8 protein-coding genes are annotated in these 23,501 nt (G+C 35.8%); all 8 read right to left on the bottom strand.

What is annotated here, in order from left to right; genetic code table 11:
- Nucleotides 1-81: 81 nt before the first annotated feature.
- Nucleotides 82-1,086: a hypothetical protein gene (locus HNP77_RS02635; protein ID WP_184651603.1), complete on the bottom strand. Its 1,005-nt coding sequence runs from the start codon at nucleotides 1,084-1,086 to the stop codon at nucleotides 82-84.
- Nucleotides 1,070-2,032 (bottom strand): hypothetical protein, encoded by a 963-nt coding sequence (locus HNP77_RS02630; protein WP_184651602.1) that lies wholly within the window; start codon nucleotides 2,030-2,032, stop codon nucleotides 1,070-1,072. Before HNP77_RS02630 ends, HNP77_RS02635 begins: the two co-directional genes overlap by 17 nt.
- Complete coding sequence (locus tag HNP77_RS02625) at nucleotides 2,016-2,438, bottom strand: PulJ/GspJ family protein (RefSeq protein ID WP_184651601.1); 423 nt, start codon at nucleotides 2,436-2,438, stop codon at nucleotides 2,016-2,018. Before HNP77_RS02625 ends, HNP77_RS02630 begins: the two co-directional genes overlap by 17 nt.
- Nucleotides 2,439-2,584: 146 nt before the next feature.
- Nucleotides 2,585-3,019, bottom strand: a complete 435-nt coding sequence (gene gspG / locus HNP77_RS02620) for a type II secretion system major pseudopilin GspG (protein ID WP_184651600.1) — start codon at nucleotides 3,017-3,019, stop codon at nucleotides 2,585-2,587.
- Between the two features lie 25 nt (nucleotides 3,020-3,044).
- Nucleotides 3,045-3,977, bottom strand: a complete 933-nt coding sequence (locus HNP77_RS02615; RefSeq protein WP_184651599.1) for a hypothetical protein — start codon at nucleotides 3,975-3,977, stop codon at nucleotides 3,045-3,047.
- A gap of 15 nt (nucleotides 3,978-3,992) precedes the next feature.
- Complete coding sequence (locus HNP77_RS02610) at nucleotides 3,993-7,145, bottom strand: hypothetical protein (RefSeq protein WP_184651598.1); 3,153 nt, start codon at nucleotides 7,143-7,145, stop codon at nucleotides 3,993-3,995.
- Nucleotides 7,146-7,346: 201 nt separating this feature from the next.
- On the bottom strand, nucleotides 7,347-22,049 hold the full coding sequence (locus HNP77_RS02605; RefSeq protein ID WP_184651597.1) for a hypothetical protein: 14,703 nt from the start codon (nucleotides 22,047-22,049) through the stop codon (nucleotides 7,347-7,349).
- On the bottom strand, nucleotides 22,042-23,451 hold the full coding sequence (locus tag HNP77_RS02600) for a hypothetical protein (RefSeq protein WP_184651596.1): 1,410 nt from the start codon (nucleotides 23,449-23,451) through the stop codon (nucleotides 22,042-22,044). The genes HNP77_RS02605 and HNP77_RS02600 overlap by 8 nt, the downstream gene beginning before the upstream one ends.
- Between the last annotated feature and the right edge of the window lie 50 nt (nucleotides 23,452-23,501).

Raw genomic sequence — 23,501 nt, 5'->3', positions numbered from 1 at the left:
TTTTCGCAGTCAAGTGAAAATGAAAAGGCTGTTGCAAGTAATGAAAAAAATAAGAATAAGATTCCTGTTTTTTTAAAGCTGTCACTCCGCAATTTTTGCCTCCAGAACAAAATTATCCCCGGATTCCCCCGGTCTGACATTTTTAAGTACAACACTGTCAAATAAAACTGATGACTTTATACTTTTCATGAGAACTGCAGCAGAACCACATCTGCCTTCGGCTGTAAACGAGTTTTCCCTTAATCTGAATGAATCCAAAACCATAGTATTATCAATTTTCTGCAATTCACTTAGAACACATCCAGCACCAAATATTAGCTTTTCTTTTGTATTGTAATCTTCATCAGTTTCTGAAACTTTTATTTTCTGTTTCTGCAGTTTTTCCAATATTCTCGAATTATTTACAAAAACATTTTCCAGACTTTGCATTCTGTGTTTTCTATAAATAAATGTTAGAATGCAGGCTGTGAGTAAAGCACAGGTAAAAATAAAAAAAATGATTCCGGCATAAGATGAAGTTCTGTTCACGGAGAACAGAGAAGGAATTTTCCTGCTTTTCTTAGAAAGCAGCTTTTCCATTGGTTCAATAAGAACACCATTATCAGAAGCATATTCCTGTATCTCCGGCCATACATGTTCTGCAGCAGAAAAAATACGGATTTCTCCTAAATCTATTTTTTTTCCGCTTAATTCTTCTTTTACAGCATCCAATATATTTTCATTTCTGTTATAAGTCTTAAGGAATACTATATTCCTGTCATTTGTTACCTGCACAAGGATACAGTCTTCAAAAATGCACAGTACTGTTCCCGTCGGAACCTTTTTCTGAATAAGCTGGGGAGCAGCAAATATAACAGAATCTGATTTCAAGTATTCTGAAAGTTTGTCTTTAGATACTGCAAATGCAACGGCACTGTTTTTACCGGATATATAATCAGTACAGACATCAGTATTTCCGGGATACATTGATTTTACAGCCATTCTGACGGCAGTTTCCTCGCTGCGTTTTCTTATTCCGGGAAAGCTGAATAAATAATGCTGCACTTCATAAGGGGATACGATTTTTACATTAGATTTCTTTTTCATATTTTTTCTCCAAAATATAAAATCTATTTTTTTCTTCGGATTTGTTTTCAGAAGGAACCTTACCGATAATAACTGACAGCAATAAACATTTATTACGGACTTTTATAGAAAAAAAACTTGTTGTTGTACCAAGTAAAAGTTCACCATATGTTTTTTTTCTGTTACCAAGAATTTCAGAAAGCATTACAGGATTTATCTCTTTTGTTTTTCTTAATGCCACAATTTCAGAACATTTTCTTTTATCGAGTAATTTCTCAAGCAGCCTTACATCAGCACAATTTACATTTATCTGAGGTTCCCAGACTATAAACGGCCAGACGTCTTCATAAGAAACTCCAAAAAACATTTTATAACCAGTAAAATTTCTTATACAGGTTCCATTTTTTCTATAAGACTTAAGTCTTTCTAAAAAAAGAGCTGACTGGTTCATGCAGCCGTATTCATCTAACAATAAATTCAGAGAATCCGGACTGACTGTATTTATATCAGCAAAGCCAATATCCGTAAAAAAAACAGAATCAAAATCTTCAGCTTTTCCAAACTGCCGCTTCTGCCTGATTTTTTTTAATTTAAGTGCAGCTTCCTGAAATGAAACTCCAGGTTCAGACTTCAGAGAATTTACAAATGAGGCATCGATAAAATTAACATTCATTCTGTCTGAAACACATTCAATGCTTACATTCATTCCATTCTTAAAGTCCCGGGCATTACGGAATACAGGATCATGATAACTGACGGCCTCCGGCGTATTATCTGATAGAAAATCATTGAAAATAGCATTTACTGTAACTTCAATTTCATTTCTATATATGTTTTCATTTTGAAATGAAATTAAATTCCGCTGACGAACTTTCATAAGGTATACAGCGGCAGAAAACACAACAGATAAAAAAATGCCAAGTGCAAGAACCTCGATAAAAACAAACCCGTCATTTTGTGATTTCATATTCTCCCCAGTAATATTCAGAAAAAGGAACATCAGAAATATATCTTTTATTTTTATGACACCATATTATTTTCATATAAGGAACTTTATGATCCATACAAATGTTCGCTTCAATAATGTTTCCTGAAAAAGAATCTGAATTCTTAAGTTTTTCAAAACACGCTGGAGAACGCACCTGGTATTTTTTCCACCATGAAATTGAAACAGCTGAAACACATTCCCTTAATTCATTATCGATTGACACAAGTTCCAGGGCATCATCGGAAAGTTCCAGAGATTTTTTAATTCCTGTATAAGAACTTTTAAATATCTGAAAAAAGCTTATGCTTAATACTGACATGATGAACATTGCCAGCAGTGATTCCAGCAAACTGAAACCTTCTTCATGATACAGATAATGCTGCATTTTTCTTCTCCAGTAACTCCATACTTTTTTTCATAATTTCATCAGAACATGAGTACATCCTTTTCACTAAAAAAACAGAACCGAAAACCACGAGCATGACTGTAATAATACATATAAGGCTTTCTATCATGGAAAAACCTCTGTCGTCATTTACACGATGAAACATCTGCATCTGCTCCCGTTCCTCCTTTTATCCCGTCTTTACCGTAAGAACAAACTTCATATGGAAGTTCATTCTCACCTGGAACCCTATAAAGGTATTCATTTCCCCACGGATCAGATGGAACAGGTTTTGACACATAAGGTCCGTTCCAGTTCATGGGAAAGGGAACAGAAGAAGGTTTTTGCCATAATGCATTTAGTCCCTGGGACTCAGAAGGATAAAACCCGTTATCCATATAATATGAATCCAGAGCAAGAGAAAACGTCTCAATTTGACTGGTTGCAGATACCGTTCTTGCCCTGTCAAGCTGCTTTGCAGCTCCAAAGCCGACAGAAGCTGTAAGAATCAGTACGATTGTCATGACAATCAGGGTTTCTATAAATGTCCACCCTTCCCGATGCAGGTTGTTTTTTTTCATAATATTTTTCCTCCACGCAACTTATTTAACTCGACAGTTTTTCTGTAAGCAGGTTTACCCGATTTCCATCAGGAAACTTTACGAAGCATTCCTTTCCACTGCAGGAAATTATTTCAACCGGAGTATCTTTCTCATAAACAATATTTTCCCAATCAAATCTTTCGGTTATGTAACGGATATTTCTTTCTTTAACATTCAGTTCCTGCCACCATGTATTTTTTAATACAAACAGCTCATAATATTTTTCATTTTCCGTCAGCCCGAGATTAAAAAAATAAAAATCACCGTTTGTATTTGCAGCACATGAAGGTCTTGCTTCAAGAAGAAACTTTGTATTTTCTGAAAAAATTTCTTTATTGAAAAGTTCTGAATTAAAACTGAAAACCCTATATGCATAGTTTCCGGAAAAAATATCTTCAATAATCAATACTCCCCGGGATTTTTCTTCATCAAATCTTTCAGCATTGCTTTCATCTGGAAAAAAGGCGATAAAAAAATAATATACAAGTCCCTTACAGTCATCGGTAAATGAAACATATCGATTTGATTCTGTATGGAGATTTTCAAATAAATACTTATCTTCAGGCTTTATATCTTTAATAATATCTCTGTTCAGAAAATATTCGTTTTTATAATACCCCCTGGTTGTTCTGAAATCAGTATCAGCGGATTTATAAATTTCAACATAAGAATTCTCAAAATCCGTAATCTTAAAATATCTGTCTTCACCACATTTTTTACTGTATAAATGAAACACATCTTCCCCAACAAAATACATTCCTCCAGGTCCAGAAAGAAATAACTTTTCTTCATCGAATTTTCCAGTTTCAAAACAGAAAAAATCATCCTGAGAAAATTTCCTTACGCTTCTGATATCCAGACTGTCCGCATAAACATGCTGTCCGGAAAACAACAAAGAAAGAATGAACGAATTTAATATTGCAATATACAATTTCATTTTTATAAAACTTCCTTATTTTAAAAGCAGTCTTTGAATGGACCAGCATCGCTGCGTAGAACCGTCTTTTGAAAACCAGGACCCGGACAGATCAGGATTTTCTACAACTGTTCTGCCTGCAGCAGATCCTGATTGAATTAAATTTCTTTTAACGGAACCAAAAATCAGCTGTCCATATACACTTTCAAGAACATTCACTGTCCTTCCCAAATCTGCAAAACTCTCTGCCGCTTCAACAGCTTCGTAATCAATATCAGCAATAACACCTATATGACATCTTATTCTTTCATTGTATAAAAAATTATTTTCCATTGAGCCGGAGGAACCATAAGCAATTACATCCCCTGGAACAACTTTCTCAAAATATCTCTTTGCCGCATTAAGTAATACTTTCCGATAAAACGGGAGCTGCTCATATTTCTGTTTGAAAACAGAAATTTTCATAGGACTTTCATCATCCTTATAAACATACTTTGTATATTTTCCGTGCTGTTCCTCTACAGTTTCAGTTTTACCGTCATTATATTTATCAAATGTCATCGTAGACCAGTTTACAATTTCATAGCTTGAAGCAGCAGAACCTGAACTTTCCGGATAGCTGAGCCTTCTTTTTACTGAAGAAAGTTCGTCACACTCAGCTTTATCAGGTGTCATGTTATTATAATTAAGCCATCTGTATCTGCTGTCATAATAAGAAGCAGCACGCACAATCATTCCTATACAGTCAGTTCCTGCTCCCACTCCATCAGGATACAGATAGTTTTTTGCCTCTTCAAAATTTCCGTCATAATACCAGTCTGAAACAGAATGAAAAAGAAATCCCAGTCCTGGAATAAACGAAGAAATCTTATCAGCTGATTCTTTCCAGTAAAACCGCCACTTTCCGGACGGGGCTGAAGTCAGATTCCATTCAGCAAGATTTGAAACAGTAACATCTGTTCCTTCGATATTATTTCCATTACCATCAGGAAATTCTCCGGGAGCATTATTAACTTCTGATATAATTTCCTGTTGCACGGCATTCTCTGTTACATCATCCGATTCATTCTGATCAGATTTCTCTTGAATTATTTTCTTAAAATGACTCCTTAAAACTTCATTCTGTTTTTTTAATTTATACAAAAAGTCAAAAGGACTGTCCCATGCATGTACATCTTTCTCATTATAGTCATAACTAACATTATTAAAGACAGATGAAGACGTACCTTTACTGCGAAAGGATGTATATTCAGCAAAGGTTACTACCTGCATGCCGTTACCTCTCGGAAGGGCATTCATCGCACAGTCAAAATCTGTTCCAAAAACAAAACGATTCCAATTATTAAAGCCCCATTCCGGAGACCACCACCATGGTTGCTCACTGTCATTTTCATCACAGGGAGCGTTCCAGGGATGTACATCATTCCAGTCACGGGATTTAGAGTTGCCTGCCCTTTCATCAACATAAAGATTTGCACGCCATATCATTTTCTTGTCATAAACTCTGAAAGTTTTAGATAAGATATTACTTGATAAAACAATACCGGAGTCTTTACTGCATATTTCAAAAACAAGTTTTATTTCATCTCCCGGGCAGGCGGCTTCATAGGAACATGGTCTGATACCGATACTTACAGTTTCACCATTTTCATATTTCAATACACCTTCATGATTAAAATACATTTTTACATCACAGGAATTTTCTTCATCTGCTGTAAAAACATATAATCCGTCAGAGAATTTTTTTATAAGGCTGCCTCTGCACACTGGCATATTACCAGAATCCAGAAACACAACTTCAAAAGCATCACTTTTATTTAAAGAATACACCAGTTCATTTTTTACTTCCCAATTCTGCCGCTGGTTTAATTCCACCTGCTGGGAAACATTCAGTCTGTAATTACCGTTTCCATCATAAAATTTTGAATCCGGATCCTCAGCACCAGACAGCCTTACGAAATACTTATCAAACTCATGTTTTACAAATGGCATCCTGTTAGATTTAACAAGATCCATTTTTATCTGAGAACAGACAAGATATTCTCCTGTATTAGGTATACAGAGCCATTCAATATCCCTTACAGTCTGATCACTTTCATATATCTTTCCGCAATTAATACTTGCAGCCCTGACAGAACTCATAACATTCCACCTGTTGATTACAGGAAAATTTTTCACCGGAAAAACTCTTTGAAAAAAGAAACTGTCATTTTCAGACAGGATATCTTTAAGGCTGATTCTCTTTGACATTATCCCCGGACAAGTAAAACCTGCCGCATATACTTCTCCCTCTGAAATATAAGAAACTATGTATACGGAAGATAAACCGGAACCGTTAAATACTTTAATAAAATCTCCAGCCTGAACTTTTTCTGCATTAGGAACGACAGCTCCATAGGTCAAAAGGATATCCTCTGAGCTTTTTAAGCCATATAAATCATCAATGAATGAAAGCAAATCTTTACAGTCCGTTTCTACAAGATCATTAAAACCGTAAAAATCTGAATCCTTCTTAAATACAAAATCACCAGTTGTTTTTTCTAACAATACGGCAGCACTTTCATATAAGCCCGATTCAATATTTTTTTCACGGATTTCAAAATCCCATTTCAGTTTACGTTCAAAAAGTTCCTCAAAATAATATCTTATGAAAACATTATCCTGAGCATAAAGTCTGGCAATATTCGCTTCATTACTTAAATATTCATCAATAATAAAGGCAATATAATTTCTTAAAACAAAATCCTCATGTTGTGTTTCTTCATTAAAATCTGTTCCCAAAAATTCAATAAAAGCTTTTCTATTCGAAAACAAATCCTTTTTGCTTTCAAGTAAAAACTCAATTAAATTTGTAACAGTAATTTCAAGAAGATAACTCTTTTCACCGTCAATAAAAAACACATCTAATACGCCGTCACTGTTCTCCGGCAGATATAAGGCTCCGTCTGTAAGAACATTTATTCCATAATCCATTTCCCTGTCCGGAATGCAGTTATAAAGAACAGCAGATAAAGATTCCGTATCAAAAAATTCCTCTGAATATTCTCCTGAAATACCTTCCCGGATACATTGAGGGATTGTCAAATTGCCAGAATCTGATACAGTTTTCCAATGAATGTTTCCATCGGAAATATAAGCCGAATACACAACGGAAGAAGCATCCGTAAAATATACAGATGCTTTTTCCATTGATATTCCCTCCAGCCGGATTCCACAGGACGAACCGCATTTAACTTTAGAAATTCTAAAATTACTTTCCGCAAAAAGGATTCCGTGTAGAATCAGAAACAAAAACATATATAAATTCTTTTTATTCATCATATATATATTTGAACTGTTTTTTCAAAATCTACACAAATCGACAATTTTTTTTTACTTATTTTTGTAATTTCAGGAATTTTCATCTGGAATTACAGCAACTAATGGCTGTTTATCCGTAAACTTTATTTCTACCTTTTCTCCGGTAGACACTTTCCGCTCATACAGAATTGTTTTTCCTCCAAAATATGAAGAACCGGTTTCGAAATTTTCCCTGATTACAGACCATTCACCTTTCTGTTCCTCATATAAATCCTCATCAGCCGTCAATAAAAATACCCTGCAGTTTTTCTGAACATATAATTCCAGATATTTTTCATTTACATTTTTTATATCAGATTCATCTAATAAAACATATTCACTTAAACTCATTTCCTCTGGAAAATCTGTAATGAAATTTTCAGCTGATGTTGAATCATAAAGTCTGCATCCTGGTGTCAGAGATTTCATAATCTTTCGTTCACTTCCATTAATTTCAGCAAATACAATGCAACGTCCTGATAAAACAGGTTTGCCCGGAATATTGATTTTCTGCCACTGACTTACCAATCCGCTTTCATCAAAGGCTCTGTATTCAAGAAAAACATCTGACGGAGAATTAAACACCGGAACCGGATTATCATACTTCATGACTTCTCCCCCGTTAATGCGGTACTCAATTTTTTTGACACCACTGACAGCATCAAAAGCATTCATTTTAACCAGCGACAGTCCTTCATGGGCAATAACAGCTGCGTCAACATAAGGAGGGTTATGATCCAGTTTTAAAACATAATTTCTTTTTTCACTGAAATTACCGGCATTATCAACAGAGTAAATTTCTATATTGTGAATCCCATCTTCCTCAATTACCAGAGGCCGTTCATAAATTCTGCCGTTTAAGAAAGAACCGGCAACTCCAGAAATACCATCTTCTGCCCGAATTCCCAGGACAACACTTTCATTATACCATCCGTTTTTACATTCACCGGAAGTTAAATAAAGTTCAGATTCAGGCTTTTCCCTATCAATGAAAACTTTCTTCAAAACAGGCACTGACCTTAAATTACCGGAATCCGTTCCCCATGCCTCAATACGATTTTCACCATCATTCAACAGCAGACAGTCCATATTTTCCTGCGATATTGAATTAACAACAACATTTTTCTGTACGACAAAAGTTTCGGCATCTGAAAAATCAACGGATACATGAGGTAAACTTCTATACCAGCCATTATTACCGTCAGGCTCATTCATGTCAAAGATAATGGAAACTTCAGGAGAGTTTACATTTGCCTGACCGCTAAAACAGGTTAATTCAGTTCCGGAAGATGCATAAATTTTAGAGCAATAAATGCAGACAGAATCAAAACAGCCGGAAGCTTTCCATATTTCCTTTAATGAATATGGATTAAACACAAAGAGACCGTTCTCGTCATAAAGAACAATCTTTTCATTTGCAATAATGCAGTTTCCGTTACGGGAAAGTACTGAAATCAATTCACCATTACTCAAATTATATACAGTAAGTCCATTTCCAGAAGAAACATACATTTTCTCTTCATCAGAAGCTACCAGCGTTTTTTCGTCAGTATAGCAGTCGATTTCAAAGACTGGTATTCCGCTTTCATCCGTTACATATATTCTGTTTTTCGTTACTGCAAAAAGATATCTTGAATCTGCGGCTAACGTCATAATTCTATTTTCTGCCTTAAACAGAACCTTTCTATTACAGTCTAAAATACAGTTTTCTTCTGCAAATAAAATTTTACCGCCATACTGTACAGCAACAGAAGAATCAAAAACTTCTTCTTTGTTAAATCCTGTAAGTTTCAATAAAGACAGAGATATTTCAGCAACTCCACCTTCTTCACACACTGAAAGTAATTCGTCCGTACAGAAGAAATCTTTTGCATTTTCCCTGACATATAAAACATAACCAGTATGCAAATCACGAACTTTCAGACTTCTGTCTCCACTTATATAAACCACTTTATCAGAGGTTATAAATACATCAGAAGACAAATCCTCCGCATTCCATAAAACATCGCCATTTACATCCAGAACTTGAAACGAATCATCAAAGACAACACATTCACATCCAGAAGCAGCAAGTATATAACTTATGTTTTTATCAAATTTCTTATGCCACAATTTCTGTTCCAGTGCAGGAACATCACAATACGAACGGATATTTCTGAACGGATTTTTATGTCTGCCGTTCCATGTATCTTCAAAGGCTTTTATTTCAACCCGCTTTCTATACACTTTCTTTTCATTCTTTGCGGTAATAATAATATAGTACTCTCCGGCTTCTTCAATTTTTCCGGATAGAATTCCTGTTTCAGAAAGAACAATTCCATCGCCGGCATAATTTGCTTCCAGAGCCCAGATTCCTTTTTCAAATCCTGTAAGTTTCATTTTCCGTTCAAAATAAGCTCCCGCAGTTACACTAAGAACATCTTCCGATTCGATTTCAACAACATTAAGAATTTTTACCTTTACAGTTTTTTCTGAGAAAAACAATCCGTTGTAAGCCTTAACGGAAATGTCAAATACCCCGTTAAAAAGTTCTTCTCCTGGAACAATATGAAGGTTCGTTCTTCCGCCTCCGGCAATTACAGAATCATCTAAATAAACCTTAAAAGGCCAGGTTTCATCATAATCAATACTCAGTTCTATGCGTGGAGACTGTCCGAATGCCGACAGTTTAAGCATGCAATTCTGTTCTTCCTCAAGAACAACTTCAGTTTTTTCAATTTCAATTCCGAACATTGCAGACAATACGGTAAAAGAAATTTCAGCGGAACCATTTTTCTTAGTTTTTACGACAAGAGAATCTGTTACCTGTTCCTTAAAATCAGGAATAATAAACTCAATAAAACTATCAGTCCATTTCTTTACTTTAATTTTTTTACCGGCAATAAACAGTGATCCGTTTTTTCCAAAATTATTTCCATACACGGTCACGCAGGCTCCGGGAAAGCCGCACAACGAACTCATTGCATTTATTTTACACAGATTATATTCCGCCTCCCTGACTGTAGAAGCAGAAACACTAACGCTTACAGAAAATTCAAAATTATTATCCGTAATAAAATCCAGCGTATATACACCGGGAGCACAATTTTTCTCAACAGAAACCGTGATGCAGGCTGTATCTCCTGAATGAATTGCAGGAATTTCAACATTAATTCCCTCTACGGTATTCTTCTGATAAATACCGATGTCTTCATCATAACCACAGAAACCGACTGCAGTTACAGGGAAGAAAGACTTTTCTCCTGCACAGCATTTTTCTTCCATTGAGTAAATCACAAGTGAATAATACGGTAAGTTCACAGTAACAGGTATTTCACTTTTCTCACCGGCTGCATTAACAGCAGAAAGAACATGAATTCCATTTTCTCTGACAGAAGGAAGAATCAGGGAACAGGATACATTATTACAAACATCCTCCACACTGACAGGAACTTCAATACCGTCAAAATAAAACGTCACTCCATGCATAAAACCAGTTCCTGTAACACAAACCCTGTTACTTACACTGCCATCAATAACGGAAGGAAAGACTCCTGTAATATCTATTGAAGGTAATTTCACAGTTACATGCAGGCATATTGACTTTACATCATCCGGATAAGCCATATTATATAAATACAAATGAATTTCTTTTTCTGAATCAATGCAGGAAGGATCCGCATAAACAGAAAATGCTATATTGTTTTCGGAATCGTTAATTTCATATTTTTCTTCAAATGAAATATGAATGTTCTCCACAGAAGTTTCATTTATCACTCCGGCACGGACAAAATCCTGAACGCTTCCTTCTTTCATGAAACTTTCCACACAGAAAGCTAAAGAAACATTTCTGCATTCTCCGGACTCGATTGAACAGTAAATCTCCCCATCAAAAGATGAAATTAGATTATTCCTCAAAACATCTCCCTGATGATAAGGCAAATAGCTTTCAAAATCCGTTTTTGGACTTTCAATACCATTTGAATCGTAAGAAGAAAATGCAAACTCATAATCTTCTGCGTAAGCACCGTCCAGAGTAAGAAATCTTATATTTCCAAGATTATCTTTCATTACAGAACCGGTTTTCTTATTTCTTGAATACATATAGAATCCCATATCCCTTTTTCCGTTCATGCCCTTCCACGAAAATACAAGTTTTCCTTCCATTGACATGCTTAGTAAAACATCTTCCGGAGCGGCCATGCTTTTTAAGCTGCGGTCAACACGTACCTTCCACGGAGCAGGACATTCAGTTCCTGGAAATCCATTTTTACGCTGTGCCCGTGCAAAAATACAAAACTCTCCGTCTTCAAACATTTTTTCATCCAGCTCAAATTCAAATTTTCCATCTTCATGACATTTACATTCACCTAAACTGAACTGAGGAGAAGAAAGATTTATTCCAGAAAATATCTCAACGCCAGTACATTCTCCTTCAACATGTCCGGTTACAGTAAACCTGCCATCAATCGCAATAACACCTGTATCAGAACTGTCAAAACTTACCTCAGGAATCTTTTCTGCTCCAAAAGCAACCACTTCATAAGTACCATCCTGAACCCCCAGAAGTTTCATAGTCCAATATCCGGTTTCATCAGAATCTGCAGCAACAAGTAACCCTTTATCAAAATATGAATACTCAATTTCCTTACTCAAACGGGTATAAACTAAACCGGAAGGCGAAATAATCTCAAAATCAGGAACAGCTGCAGCATACCCTGCGGCAAACATAAACCTGTCCCCTTTTTCTACATAAACTGAACGTTCGTTAGCCTTATTATTTTCAAAACTTAATATACGGTTCTTTAGCGGCAAACTACCGTTTGTTCCTTTTACGCCTCGCTTATTAAAGGAGATTCCTTCAGGGCGAAGTATTTCATAATTCTTTACATCCAGACTAAGTCCTCCGGATCCAATAAAGGCTCCAATCCGTCCCAGCCTGCATCCGCAGAGATTTAATTCTATATAACCAAGGAATCCCCGCTTACCGTTTGTAAAATCACCAAACATGGTACCCGTTTCGAGAAGCCACATGTCGTGGGAAGGTAAAGTCAAAAGGAATGAATCCACAAGGAATCCTTTCGGTATTCTTATTCCGACACTACCCTTTCCGGAAAACTTCACTTTGCCATTTAAATCAAATATATAAAATTCAAATTTACCGCTTATAAACAGGATTCGAATCTGCATACCTGTTGCAAATGCATTTGATTTTAAAACTGCAACAGCAGATGCAGAAATATCGAGGGTTCCGCTTAGAATAGTTGCGTTTCCCTCAAATACCCAGGCAATCTTTGTTATATCAATCCAGCAGTCAGCTTTTATCACTGCAAGACTTCCCATTGTTTCCTGATCCCTGACCGTCAATCCCAACTCAAGTCGTTTTCCATTATTCCCGAAAATATTACGGTATTTCTCCGGCACTTCTTCCGGATAACCAAAGCCGAAACCACCTCGTATTCCGCACAGACATAAACCTGTAGTCCCAAGAGGTATACCGGTAACATAGGATTCATACGAAAAATATGCATGACGTATTCCAACAGGATATTCCCTGCATACATTTGTAAAACTCAGAGATGCAGAAATTTCTCCGGCATTCGGAATAATAATTCCACCAGAACCTGAAATATAATATCTTCCATTTTCATCAACAGAAAAAGCAGCACCAATATTCTTAAATCCTGCCTGACCGATAGAAAAATCAGGAAGACTGAATTTTCCGCCGGAAAACCTTAATCCGTTTGTAGATGAAATATATACTCCATCAAGTTTCAGACTTGCTTTACCTAAAAAATCCGGCATGATTAGTTCTACAGAGCTGAATTGAATTTTCATTGACGTCATATTTATCACAGGATCATTACAGTTAAGAGTAAATCCTGCAATTTCTGTTGAGACAGAATCTATAGAAAAATCTCCATGGAAATCCATCGTTACAGGATCAAAATAAGCATCCTTCACTCCCAGTTTTTTTCCGCCAATACTTCCAAAGTTCTCCGGAAGCTTCAACATACATTCTTCAAGTCCGATTCTATATCCGCTTTCATTCTGAATACATAATTCAGAAATCTCACCGCTAAAACCTGCAAGAAGAATTTCACAATGCTTAATTCCTCCGGAGAACTCCTTAATATTTCCATTCCAGTCCATCCTGAGTTTATTAAGAACAAATCCTGCATCCTTTACAACAAAAAGAGGTATGTTCAATGAAACCGAAGCACCAATATCAAATCCATCCTTATCAAATACAAGTGATTCCAAAACAAAATCCATTCCGCCAAGAAGTGAAAAACGAACAGAAGAACACAAACCGGCAGAAAAGCATTTTACATCTCCCGATGAATCCATAAGGAACTCATCAATTTCAAGCCGTATACCTTTTAATCCATCAGGAATATTTTCCCCCTCAAGAACAATGTCTCCTCCTGCAGTAATAAATGAATCATTTTTTCCTGATTTTATAAATTTCAGGAACCCGTCGCATAAGTGAACGGAAGGAAAAATATAGAAATCAAGTTCAGATGCACCGATATCCATATACAGAATTTCGCCATTCATATTAAATGAAAGTTCTGTAATATCCATTGATAAGCCTCTGAGGGATTCAGGAAAACTATTTCCCAGAGATACGATACCACCGGCTTTTAAAACAGCACTCTGGCCTTTCTTTTTTTCAAAAGAAATCTTTCCGTTTCTGATTTCTACTGCATCAAAAACAATCCGGCTTCCTAATGAAAATTCTCCTGAAGCATCAAGAAGTTCATGGGAATTAAACTTCATCATTACTGAAGTAGTTAATCCTCCTATTCCCCGGGGAAATTTCTCTTCACTTAATTTAGCCCTGCTGTTCAGATTAAAAACAAGCTGATCTTCATATTCAGCAGAAAGAACACAATCAAAAAGCTCTAATGCCTCACACTCCATTTTTTCAATCTGAGCTTTAAAATTAAAGGCTATAATAGAACCATCCATTCCTATTCTGAAAGTATTTACCTTCACCTGGTTTATTAAATCACATTCAGGAAGGCTTCCCGGGAAAACCAGTACACAGCCCAGATCAATAAATGATTCTGAAAAAGTATTCTTCAAATCAAAAGATGCCGAAAGATTCTTCAATTCACATCCTGAAAAATAAAAAGAAACATTCTTCTCCTGAGCATAGGATGCAGAAAGTTTTTTAATGCTTCTGGATTTCACGTCAATAACAAATTCCTTGACGGAAAGTCTTGTACCCCGCAGAAAATCCGGTGCATTCTGTGTAAAAACCAGATCTCCTCCAATACACAGTTCAAGTCCGGAATCTCTGGAATTTGCAAACCCTATTCTGCCATCATAAAGTTCCAGAGCCGTAACGCCTTCAGCAATTTTTCCGGAAAGGCCCTGTATTTCCATATCAATATCACCAAAACTTCCGTCCTTTTTTATCTGGAAAGAATTTACCCTGAAGCTTTTATTTTTCAAAAATGGCGGAAATTTTTCAGAAATAAATCTCGCACTGCCCTTGAATATTATTCCATCTCCAAGGGTCACCTTATCCAGTTTGAAACTTATACCGCAATATTCCACTTCTGATTCAGATTCAACAAAAACATTATCAAGGTCATAATCCATATTTTTCAAATCAAAGCGAAGTCCCTTAACACCTATTGAAGCCAATGCGAATCCCGGCGGAAAGCGAAGTCTTGCAGAACCAAATACAATCCATGCATGCTCATCATTAATATCCAGTTTTAAATTTTGAGTTTCTACATTCCATTTATCAAAAATGTTGAAAACAATTTTCTGATTCAGCGTTGCCTCAAACTTTTCAATATTTCCGTTTTTAGTAATTATGAATTCCTTCAGGTTTATTCTCTTTCCGGCAAGAATTCCTGGAAGTTCAGAAGGAAGAATAACTGTTCCTGAAAATAAAAACTTTGAATTTTTATAACTGACGTTTTTAATACAGAAACTCATATTCCATAATTCAAAAACGGAAGACTCAAGTCCTTTTAAAGTAAAATTTCCATTCCTGTCAAAAGAAACTCCATGAACTGATATACAGGCATCATCTAATGAAGAAAAAATAAGAGATAATTCCTCCGCCTCCACACCTTTACGTCCAAGCCTGAGATTTTTTAGTTTTACCTGACCAAAGGCGGCATCATATACAAGTTCATCATAAACATAATCGGAAAATATACCTCCGTCTTCTGTAAAACGTGCGTTTTCAAAACATATGGCGGCTACAAAAAAAGTGTCTGCAAGATATTTCACTCCCAGTTTTATACCCTCACTGTCAATTCCTGCGCGATATAAAATTGATTCAACTCCATTAATAATTATGCTTCTGTTCTGCATGACACAGGACGAATCACATATCCGTCCATCACTGAATAAAGCAATGTTGCCAAGTTCAATTCCTTCCCCGTTATAGGAGACTTCAGAATCTCCAAGGGTAAGTTTTAATCCGTCAATTTTCAGGCTGCGGGACTTAATCTGCTGATTGTCAAATGTAAAACCGAACTCTCTCTCTATCTTCTCTCCTCCGATAAAACCAGATTCAGTAAATTGAAGAACCTTTCCATCCAGTGGAATGTAATCCCCGAGAAATTCTGCTTTAATACTTCCTGTAAAATTTAAAAGACCATCTGAAAAAAATGCTTTCTCCGGCAAAACAGAAATTCCCTGAGGGGTAACACATTCATAGGATTCACCGCCCTCTTGCGAACATACAAGATTACCGTCTGAAGAAAACTCCAGCATTCCGATTGCAACCTTAAATCCTGGAAAAATAACTTCAGGAGATTTACATTTCATATTCCAGAGATTTTCTTTTTCCTGAATGAAATACGCTCCTTCCATATTCAGTTTATATCCGGAATACACAAAGAAAGAATCACTGTTGTCAAATTCAGATTCCCCGTCAATTTCACCATTAAATCCCACATATATTTTCGGGAACAATACATTCCAGAAAGTATTTTTCCGTTTACCGTTACCTTCAATACGGCTTTTTCCATAAAACCCTTTTGATGATAAAGAAAGGCTCTCAAAATAAATCTTCCAGCCGCTAAACAAATATGTAATATCTTTACTGATTTTTATATCAGAAATAATACCTCCGGCATCACATTCAATTTTCTTCACCTGAACGGATTCAATAGTAAAACCTGAAGGCAGACTTATTTCTGGATTAATTAAAACAATTTTTTTTCCGTTAAAATCCGCTTCATCTGCATAAATAATTGTTTTCCCAAATACAAGCATCTGCTCATAACAGGAGGATGCCTTAACGCTTCCATCCCCATAAAGCTGTACAAAGTCAAAAACAAGAGGATCATTTCCTTCCGGTCCGTCAAGATACATCATTACAGAAATAAATCCTTTCTTTGTTATTGAAAGATTTTTCAGCTGCCCGTTTCCGCCATAAGAATCAAAATAAAGAGTGACATCTCCTAACGAACATTCCCGGCATACATAATCTTTTTTAGTAACATAAAGTCCAAGGTTTGAAAAATTAAATTCCTTTTCCTGTATCAGGGCTCTTCCTTTCTTTACTAAAAGGCATTCTGAACCGTACACCGCCTCATCGCAGAAGATTCTGAATCCGAATAAAGTAGTTTCAAACGGAGGAACAGGTACTCCTGAATCAAGAGAAAAGCCATCTGCCGTAAGGATAAATCCCTCTGCATGAACTGAATGTCCGTATACACCGAGATCAATATTTCCGTCCGTTAATAAACATCCTGAAGAATTAAACTTCACGGAAGAAAAATATTTACCGCCATCCGCAGAAACTTTTGACGCATAAAAATCTGTACCGGTACAAACCTCACCTGTCAGAGAATCAATATAATAATTTCTCAGTATAAGCCTTGAGGCATCCTTTTCGTTGCTGCAGACTGATTCATTAACTTCAAGATAAGAGTCAAAAATAAAAAGTCTGTCGTTTTTTATCCGTCCCTCAAGAATATATATTTTCTGATCATTCAAAAGGACGACGGCATTTTTTACATCGGCAATCATCTCATCTGTCAGAACAGAAAGACTCAAAGTTTCTTTCAGCGTGTAATCTGAACCATCTTCATTAAAAAGATTAACTCTGTCAGATTTTACCCTTATTCCCTTAGACTTCGACCCTGAAAATTCAACATATCTGCCGGAAAGCGAATAGAATTCAATTCCCTCAAATGAAAATCCATGTTTACTCAGACTAACGCGGTCATTCTGCACTGATGAATACAGCAAAGTATTTCTGATATCAGAAAAAAGCACGGAATCAAAAGGCAGCTTAAAGCCATCGTCAGGGAATTCCATCTCCGGCTTCAATAAAAGCATTCCGCTATCTGAAAATTCATAATCATTAAATGAAATGGAGATACATTCATTTTTCCAGATATAGTCTCCTGTACTTCTGGATTTTAATGAACCGTAATACTTCAGTGAATTTTCAAACAGCATGTCTTTCAGATAAAAATTTTCCTTTTCTTTTAAACTTCCGTCTTCACTTACATAAAAGCCATTATCTCCGGAAAATCCAAGCAGCATGTCCTTACCATATGCTGTAGATTTTTTTTCATTTATTATCATTGTTCCGCTTAAAGTAAAGCCCCTGACTTCTTCCGAAAAATTCTTTTCATAAACCTCAGGAATACTTCCAGTTCCACAGGTAAATTTTTTTTCAACGCATGCACAGTTTCCGGCAAAGTCTGACACGCTCAACTGTACATAAAATGCACCATTCCCCGGTATATCAGACAGAACATAACTTTCTGCATCAGGCGGAAGCGTAATATTTCTGTAAAAATCCTTTTCATCAATAGATTCAATTAAAAGCTCTACTCTGCATAAGCCGCTTCTTAAATCATAGGGACGTTTCCAGTTAAATGCACATTTTCCGTCCTCCTCCATAACCGTCAGTTCATCTTTTAAAACCGGACTGTCAAAATCAAAATAAAGAACTCCTTCATCATAAGTTTTATTTCCGGCATAATCAGCAGCTGTAAGTCTTAATACAACTTTTCCATCGTCAAGTTTGTTTACAAAAGAACTGACTTTCAGAATGCAGGATCTTGTATTTCCGTTAAAGGTCTTAGAAGCAATCTGAACATTATTTTTATCAAATAAAGCTATTTCAAATTCCCTGATACCGGAAGAATCATCAGGTATATTCCAGTCAAGAATAATATCCTCTTCATTAGTATAGGTTTCACCAAAACATGGAAAAGATTCCAGAGTAAGTTGTTCAGGAACACCTGTATCTATTCTGAACGAATAGTATGCGGGTTCACCGGTAAGACCATTATTACCGGCTGCTGCAGCACATAAAAGATAGCAGTGATCTTTTTTAGAATCAGGAAGAATATCCACTGTAAAACATTCAGAAAATCTTTCTTCTAAAAAGTATTCTTCCCGTACAGCATCAAGAACATTATAGCCTGAACCGGAGAAAACACAGTCATAAATAGAAATGTTAAATCCTTTAATTCCTCCCTCGCCGCTGCATGACGGAAATACTGAAAATACCGCGGAGGATTTAGCTGCAGAGTCTGAATTACATACGGCCTTCTTATGTGTTACCGAAGTAAGAAACGCTTTTCCGGGAACAACCGGATCTCCATAAAACACAGATGAATATAATTCACTTTCATTTCCACAATCATCAAAGGCTTTTATCAGTACGTAATTTTTTCCTTCAGCAAAAGAAATCTTCTTTCCATTAATTATAATTTTTTCATCAGGATAAAATACACTTGAGTTATCCTCATTAAATACATTTTCATCTGAAATACATATTTCTATATATGAATAATTTTTTAAACTGGTGTCCCCTGAATCATCATAAAAATCAACTGCATCAACATCAACAGTAATCTCACCGCAATGATTTAATTTATATACAGGAACAAAGGAATTCTCTTTCAGAATCTCATCCCCACAGGAGAAAACTGCCCCTTTTATTACAGGAGGAATTAAATCACAATAAAACTCTGAAGTCCTTTCACCAGTGTTTCCGAAATTATCTTCCGCACTTACTTTAAGAATATGATTACCTGAATTCAGTTTTTCTTCCAGCACAATTTCAACATACGGACTATCCTTATTAAACAATGCTTCATTTATATCAAAAAAATACTTGTCATCAACAGCTGCTTTTACAGCACTGATACCTGAAACTTTATCAGCACAAGTAAAGTCCTTTATTTTAAGAATATTATTCTTAAACAGGATGATATCAGACCAGTACAATTCAGGCGGAGTTGTATCAACATCTACCAGATATTTTTTTATACTTTCATTACCGGCATTGTCAGAAGCCTTAAACAGAACAGGAATTTTTTTACAGTCATCAAGTTCAACTGTACTTCCATAAAAGAAAGTGGCTCCGTCATCCAGAGAATAACAGACAGAACTCTCATTAAGCCCGCTTTCATCATCCTTTATGCAGACAGAAAGTGTATTCTCCTGGAGAACATAATTGTTTTCAAAAACAGGTCCCCTGCAATCTATTAAAAGCGAAGTTTTTTGAGAAAAATATTTATTTCCTTTTTTATCATTCACAGAAAACACGACATCATAACTGCCATGCTCATCAAGAACGAGAGTATTTCCGGGTGCACTTTTTCTAAAACTGTCGTTTAAAAATACTTCATGTCTCCAGGTAGATTCATCAATGATATCAGAGGTAGAAAAAGCCTTTAATATATTTTTTTTAGCCCAGTCACAGTTATTTTCAGCAGTTACTTCAATGTCAACTTCAGGTACCGGATAAACTGCATTTACATAACTGAACTTTTTATTACCTGCACAGTCGCAGCAGCTTCCGGTAAAATCTATTTTCTCCCCCGCAGGAAGCAAAATTTCATAAACGTATTTTCCGTCACGAACAGAACAGTCAGTCAGCATTACAGGAACACTGTCTTCCCCGTTCAATGAATAAGCAGCACTTTTTATGCCGGACTCAGAATCAGAAAAAAACATTTTTATCCTGACCTGCTCCTCATCCGGCTCTACTTCTAAAAATAATTCCGGAGAAGAGGCGTCATTTTCAAAAGTAAAAACCTCACTTTCACAGAGGACACCGGCATTAGTTACGGCACCGAATTTTATTTGATGAATTCCATTTCCAGTTTCAGGGGCAATTGAAAACTCATTTTTCTTCAAAGAGATTTTCTCATCATCAAGTATTACAAAAAATTTCCCTGCATCAATTCCAGAAATATTGTTTTCTGCACTAAACTTTACCGAAATATTATTAGCAGAAGAATAAACCCTGTCAAAATCAAAATCCGTATAAAACTTACATCCCGTAGTATCTACTTTTATTTCATGAATATCAGAATAAGATTCATTTCCTGCATTGTCCTCTGCAGCAAAAACAAGCTGATAAATACCGTTTTTAGAGAAATCAACAACGCTGTTTTCCCGGGAACTCAGGCTCCATGTTTTACCCCCATCAAGAGAAAACTTCCATGAACAGTCATTACATCCGGAATTATCGTCATGCATAACCGCACTGACAGAACCCTTCGAAATCCATTTTCCAGCAAAAGGATTTTCAACAATTATATTTCCAGGAGTACGGTCAATAAAAACTTCTACTTCATCGCTTATGGCAATATTCCCGACATTATCCTCAACACTGAAAATTAATGCAGTTTTACCTTCCTCCGAGATTTCCACACTTCCTCCGGAAGAACAGGCTTTCCATATCTGAGCACCGTCTGAAGAATATTTCCATGAAGAGATTTCTACAGCAGATAATTCATCAACAGCCTTCGGTTTTATTTTTATACTGTCTTTGGAATTCCAGATTGAAAAAATACTATAATCTTCAAAAAATATTTTTGGAGCGCTTCTGTCAATCATTACCTTTACAGGAACAGCATTCTGATTTTCGTTCGAGGCATTGTCTGATACTTTGAATTTAACCAGATTTATACCTTCTTTTTTTATTGAAACGGTATTATTGCCTGCTGCTTTTTCAGACCACGTTAATCCTCCGTCAAGTGAATAGCACCAGCTGTCTTCATCAATTCCAGAATCTTCATCAAATGCTTCTGCAGCAACAATGCATTCTCTTGACCATTTCGTTTCATCATGGAGAGTCTTTAATGTAATCTCAGGAGGCTTAACATCAATTACAAAATTAAAAACTGATTTTCTTTCATTTCCCAGTTTATCTTTCAAATAAAAACTAATGCTGTGAGTTCCTTCATTTTCAAATTCAAATGAATAAGGAGTTTCACCGTCACTGTCAAAAGAAACCTCAGTATAGGATCCTCCATCAACAGAATATTTTACGACAGAAAGTCCGCATCCTGTTTCCGAAAAATCACTTACGTCAGGTGGAATGACTGCACGAAAAGATACAGGAAAGGAAGAACACCACGCACCATTTTTATTCTGAACATTTTCCAGGCCTTCAAAATATATTTCTGGCAGGGAATTATCAATAAAAACAGTACCTGAAACAGAAGCGTTATTCTTCCACTTTGAAGAAACTTTCTTTTTAAAACCGACTTTAAAATAAAACCTTCCGGTTTTTTCATCATAAGAAGGGCCGTCAGTATAATTATGTTTCCATGAAGATTCTGAACTGTAATGACCTTTTACAGTAACATTTTTTCCCCGTACAAATCCCGGTTCAGACCTAAGCAGTTTTTCAGTACAGTTTTCAAAATCAACCCAAACTTTACCTGCCGAACAGGAACTTGAAAAATCCTTTGCATTTAAATATAAGCACAGAAAAAAAGAACAGACAGATAAAAATACTTTCCTACTATTCACCGTAATATTCTCCTTTATATCCAGAAATTTCGTTATTTTTCAAAATAAAAAAACATCCGTTTTCACAGTCGCCCCATTTGCAGAAAGGCTTTCCTTTATATATACCCAGCGTTTGGTTATTCAGATCTGCAAACAGAATTTCGTCACTACTAATCCCGGCTGCCAGAACAGATTCATTTACAAAAATAAAATCAGCTTCAAAACCTTTCCTGCATAAAGAAAAGGCTTCTTCAGAACAGAAAATACTTACTTCCGATAATTTGTTAACCAGTCCATTTTCAAAAGAAGCAGTAACTAACTTACGTTCGTTAATATCAATATACACAAATTTATTTCTATATAATGTTAGGAGATAGCAGAACTTTCCCAAAGAAACGCGGTTAAAGCAATCCGATCCTTTTCCCTCGTTTACATACGGCCATAAACCTAACGAAAGTTCATCAGTTTCATTTCTATAAAAACAGATAATGCCTTTTTCTCCAGTCAGAAAATCACAGTTAAAACCTTCTGCTAACTCAAAAACCTTAGAATCATTAAATGAAATGACTTTTTCAGAAAAATCATCGGAATCAGGGCGTACAACGGAATAAAAGTATCCCTTATAAAAAATAATTTTCTTAACGACCCCGGCAGAAGGGAATTCAAAACCTTCACTAATCGCGTCTTCCTCAGTTACATAAAGCGGGAATATACGGATCAGGGAATCAGAACAGAGACAAACAAAAATATTTGTTTCTCCTTCACAAATATATTTTCCTTCAAATCCATATTCCTCAAAAATCTTTACACCGTCTTCAAATACCCTGATACACTTTTTTTCATCCCGTACCGATTCAATAAAAATAAGCCGATGTCCGTTTATTTTTTTACATTCAATCCGGTCAATATTTTCAGAAGGTTCATTAAGTTCATAATAAGCCGTCAAATTAAAACCGCCGGTCTCAACTTCAAAATATCCGGTGCGATTTAAATCTTTGTAAACAAATCTTAATATGCCAGAATCACTGAGAGACGAATCAAAAAAGATGTCATTCACGGAAGAAGACAGTTTTATTTCTGAAGAAAGTTTTATTTCTTCAGTACCCTTTATTTTCTGAACGCTATATGAAGTTTCAGAAAAAGAAATAATTACAAAGCAGCCGTTTTGAAAAGCAAGAAATGAAGGTTGTGAAGTTTCATTAATTCCACACAGAATTTTACCATCGTAAAAACAAGCCATTTTTCTGTCAAAAGATTTCCCTTTATATTCAAAAAAATCCGGCATTCCGTTTTGTACGACGGCAACAAGATTCTGACTTAAAATAACTTCAGAAGAAGAACTTCCCGCAAAAAAAGAAGCTTCATTTGCATAAATCATGCCATAAAGCATGATGAGGATGATTTTAAAAAAATGATTTTTCATTACATATATATTTGAATCGTTTTTTCAAAATCCACACAATTCTCAAATTT

It is taken from the genome of Treponema rectale, from assembly GCF_014202035.1.
GTDB classification, from domain to species: domain Bacteria; phylum Spirochaetota; class Spirochaetia; order Treponematales; family Treponemataceae; genus Treponema_D; species Treponema_D rectale.
This window is presented reverse-complemented; position numbering and strand designations above follow the sequence as displayed.

Excerpts from the sequence above, each read along its gene's own strand:
- HNP77_RS02600 (WP_184651596.1), bottom strand. The coding sequence starts at position 23,451 with ATGAAAAATCATTTTTTTAAAATCATCCTCATCATGCTTTATGGCATG.
- HNP77_RS02635 (WP_184651603.1), bottom strand. The coding sequence starts at position 1,086 with ATGAAAAAGAAATCTAATGTAAAAATCGTATCCCCTTATGAAGTGCAG.
- HNP77_RS02630 (WP_184651602.1), bottom strand. The coding sequence starts at position 2,032 with ATGAAATCACAAAATGACGGGTTTGTTTTTATCGAGGTTCTTGCACTT.
- HNP77_RS02625 (WP_184651601.1), bottom strand. The coding sequence starts at position 2,438 with ATGCAGCATTATCTGTATCATGAAGAAGGTTTCAGTTTGCTGGAATCA.
- gspG (WP_184651600.1), bottom strand. The coding sequence starts at position 3,019 with ATGAAAAAAAACAACCTGCATCGGGAAGGGTGGACATTTATAGAAACC.
- HNP77_RS02610 (WP_184651598.1), bottom strand. The coding sequence starts at position 7,145 with ATGGAAAAAGCATCTGTATATTTTACGGATGCTTCTTCCGTTGTGTAT.
- HNP77_RS02615 (WP_184651599.1), bottom strand. The coding sequence starts at position 3,977 with ATGAAATTGTATATTGCAATATTAAATTCGTTCATTCTTTCTTTGTTG.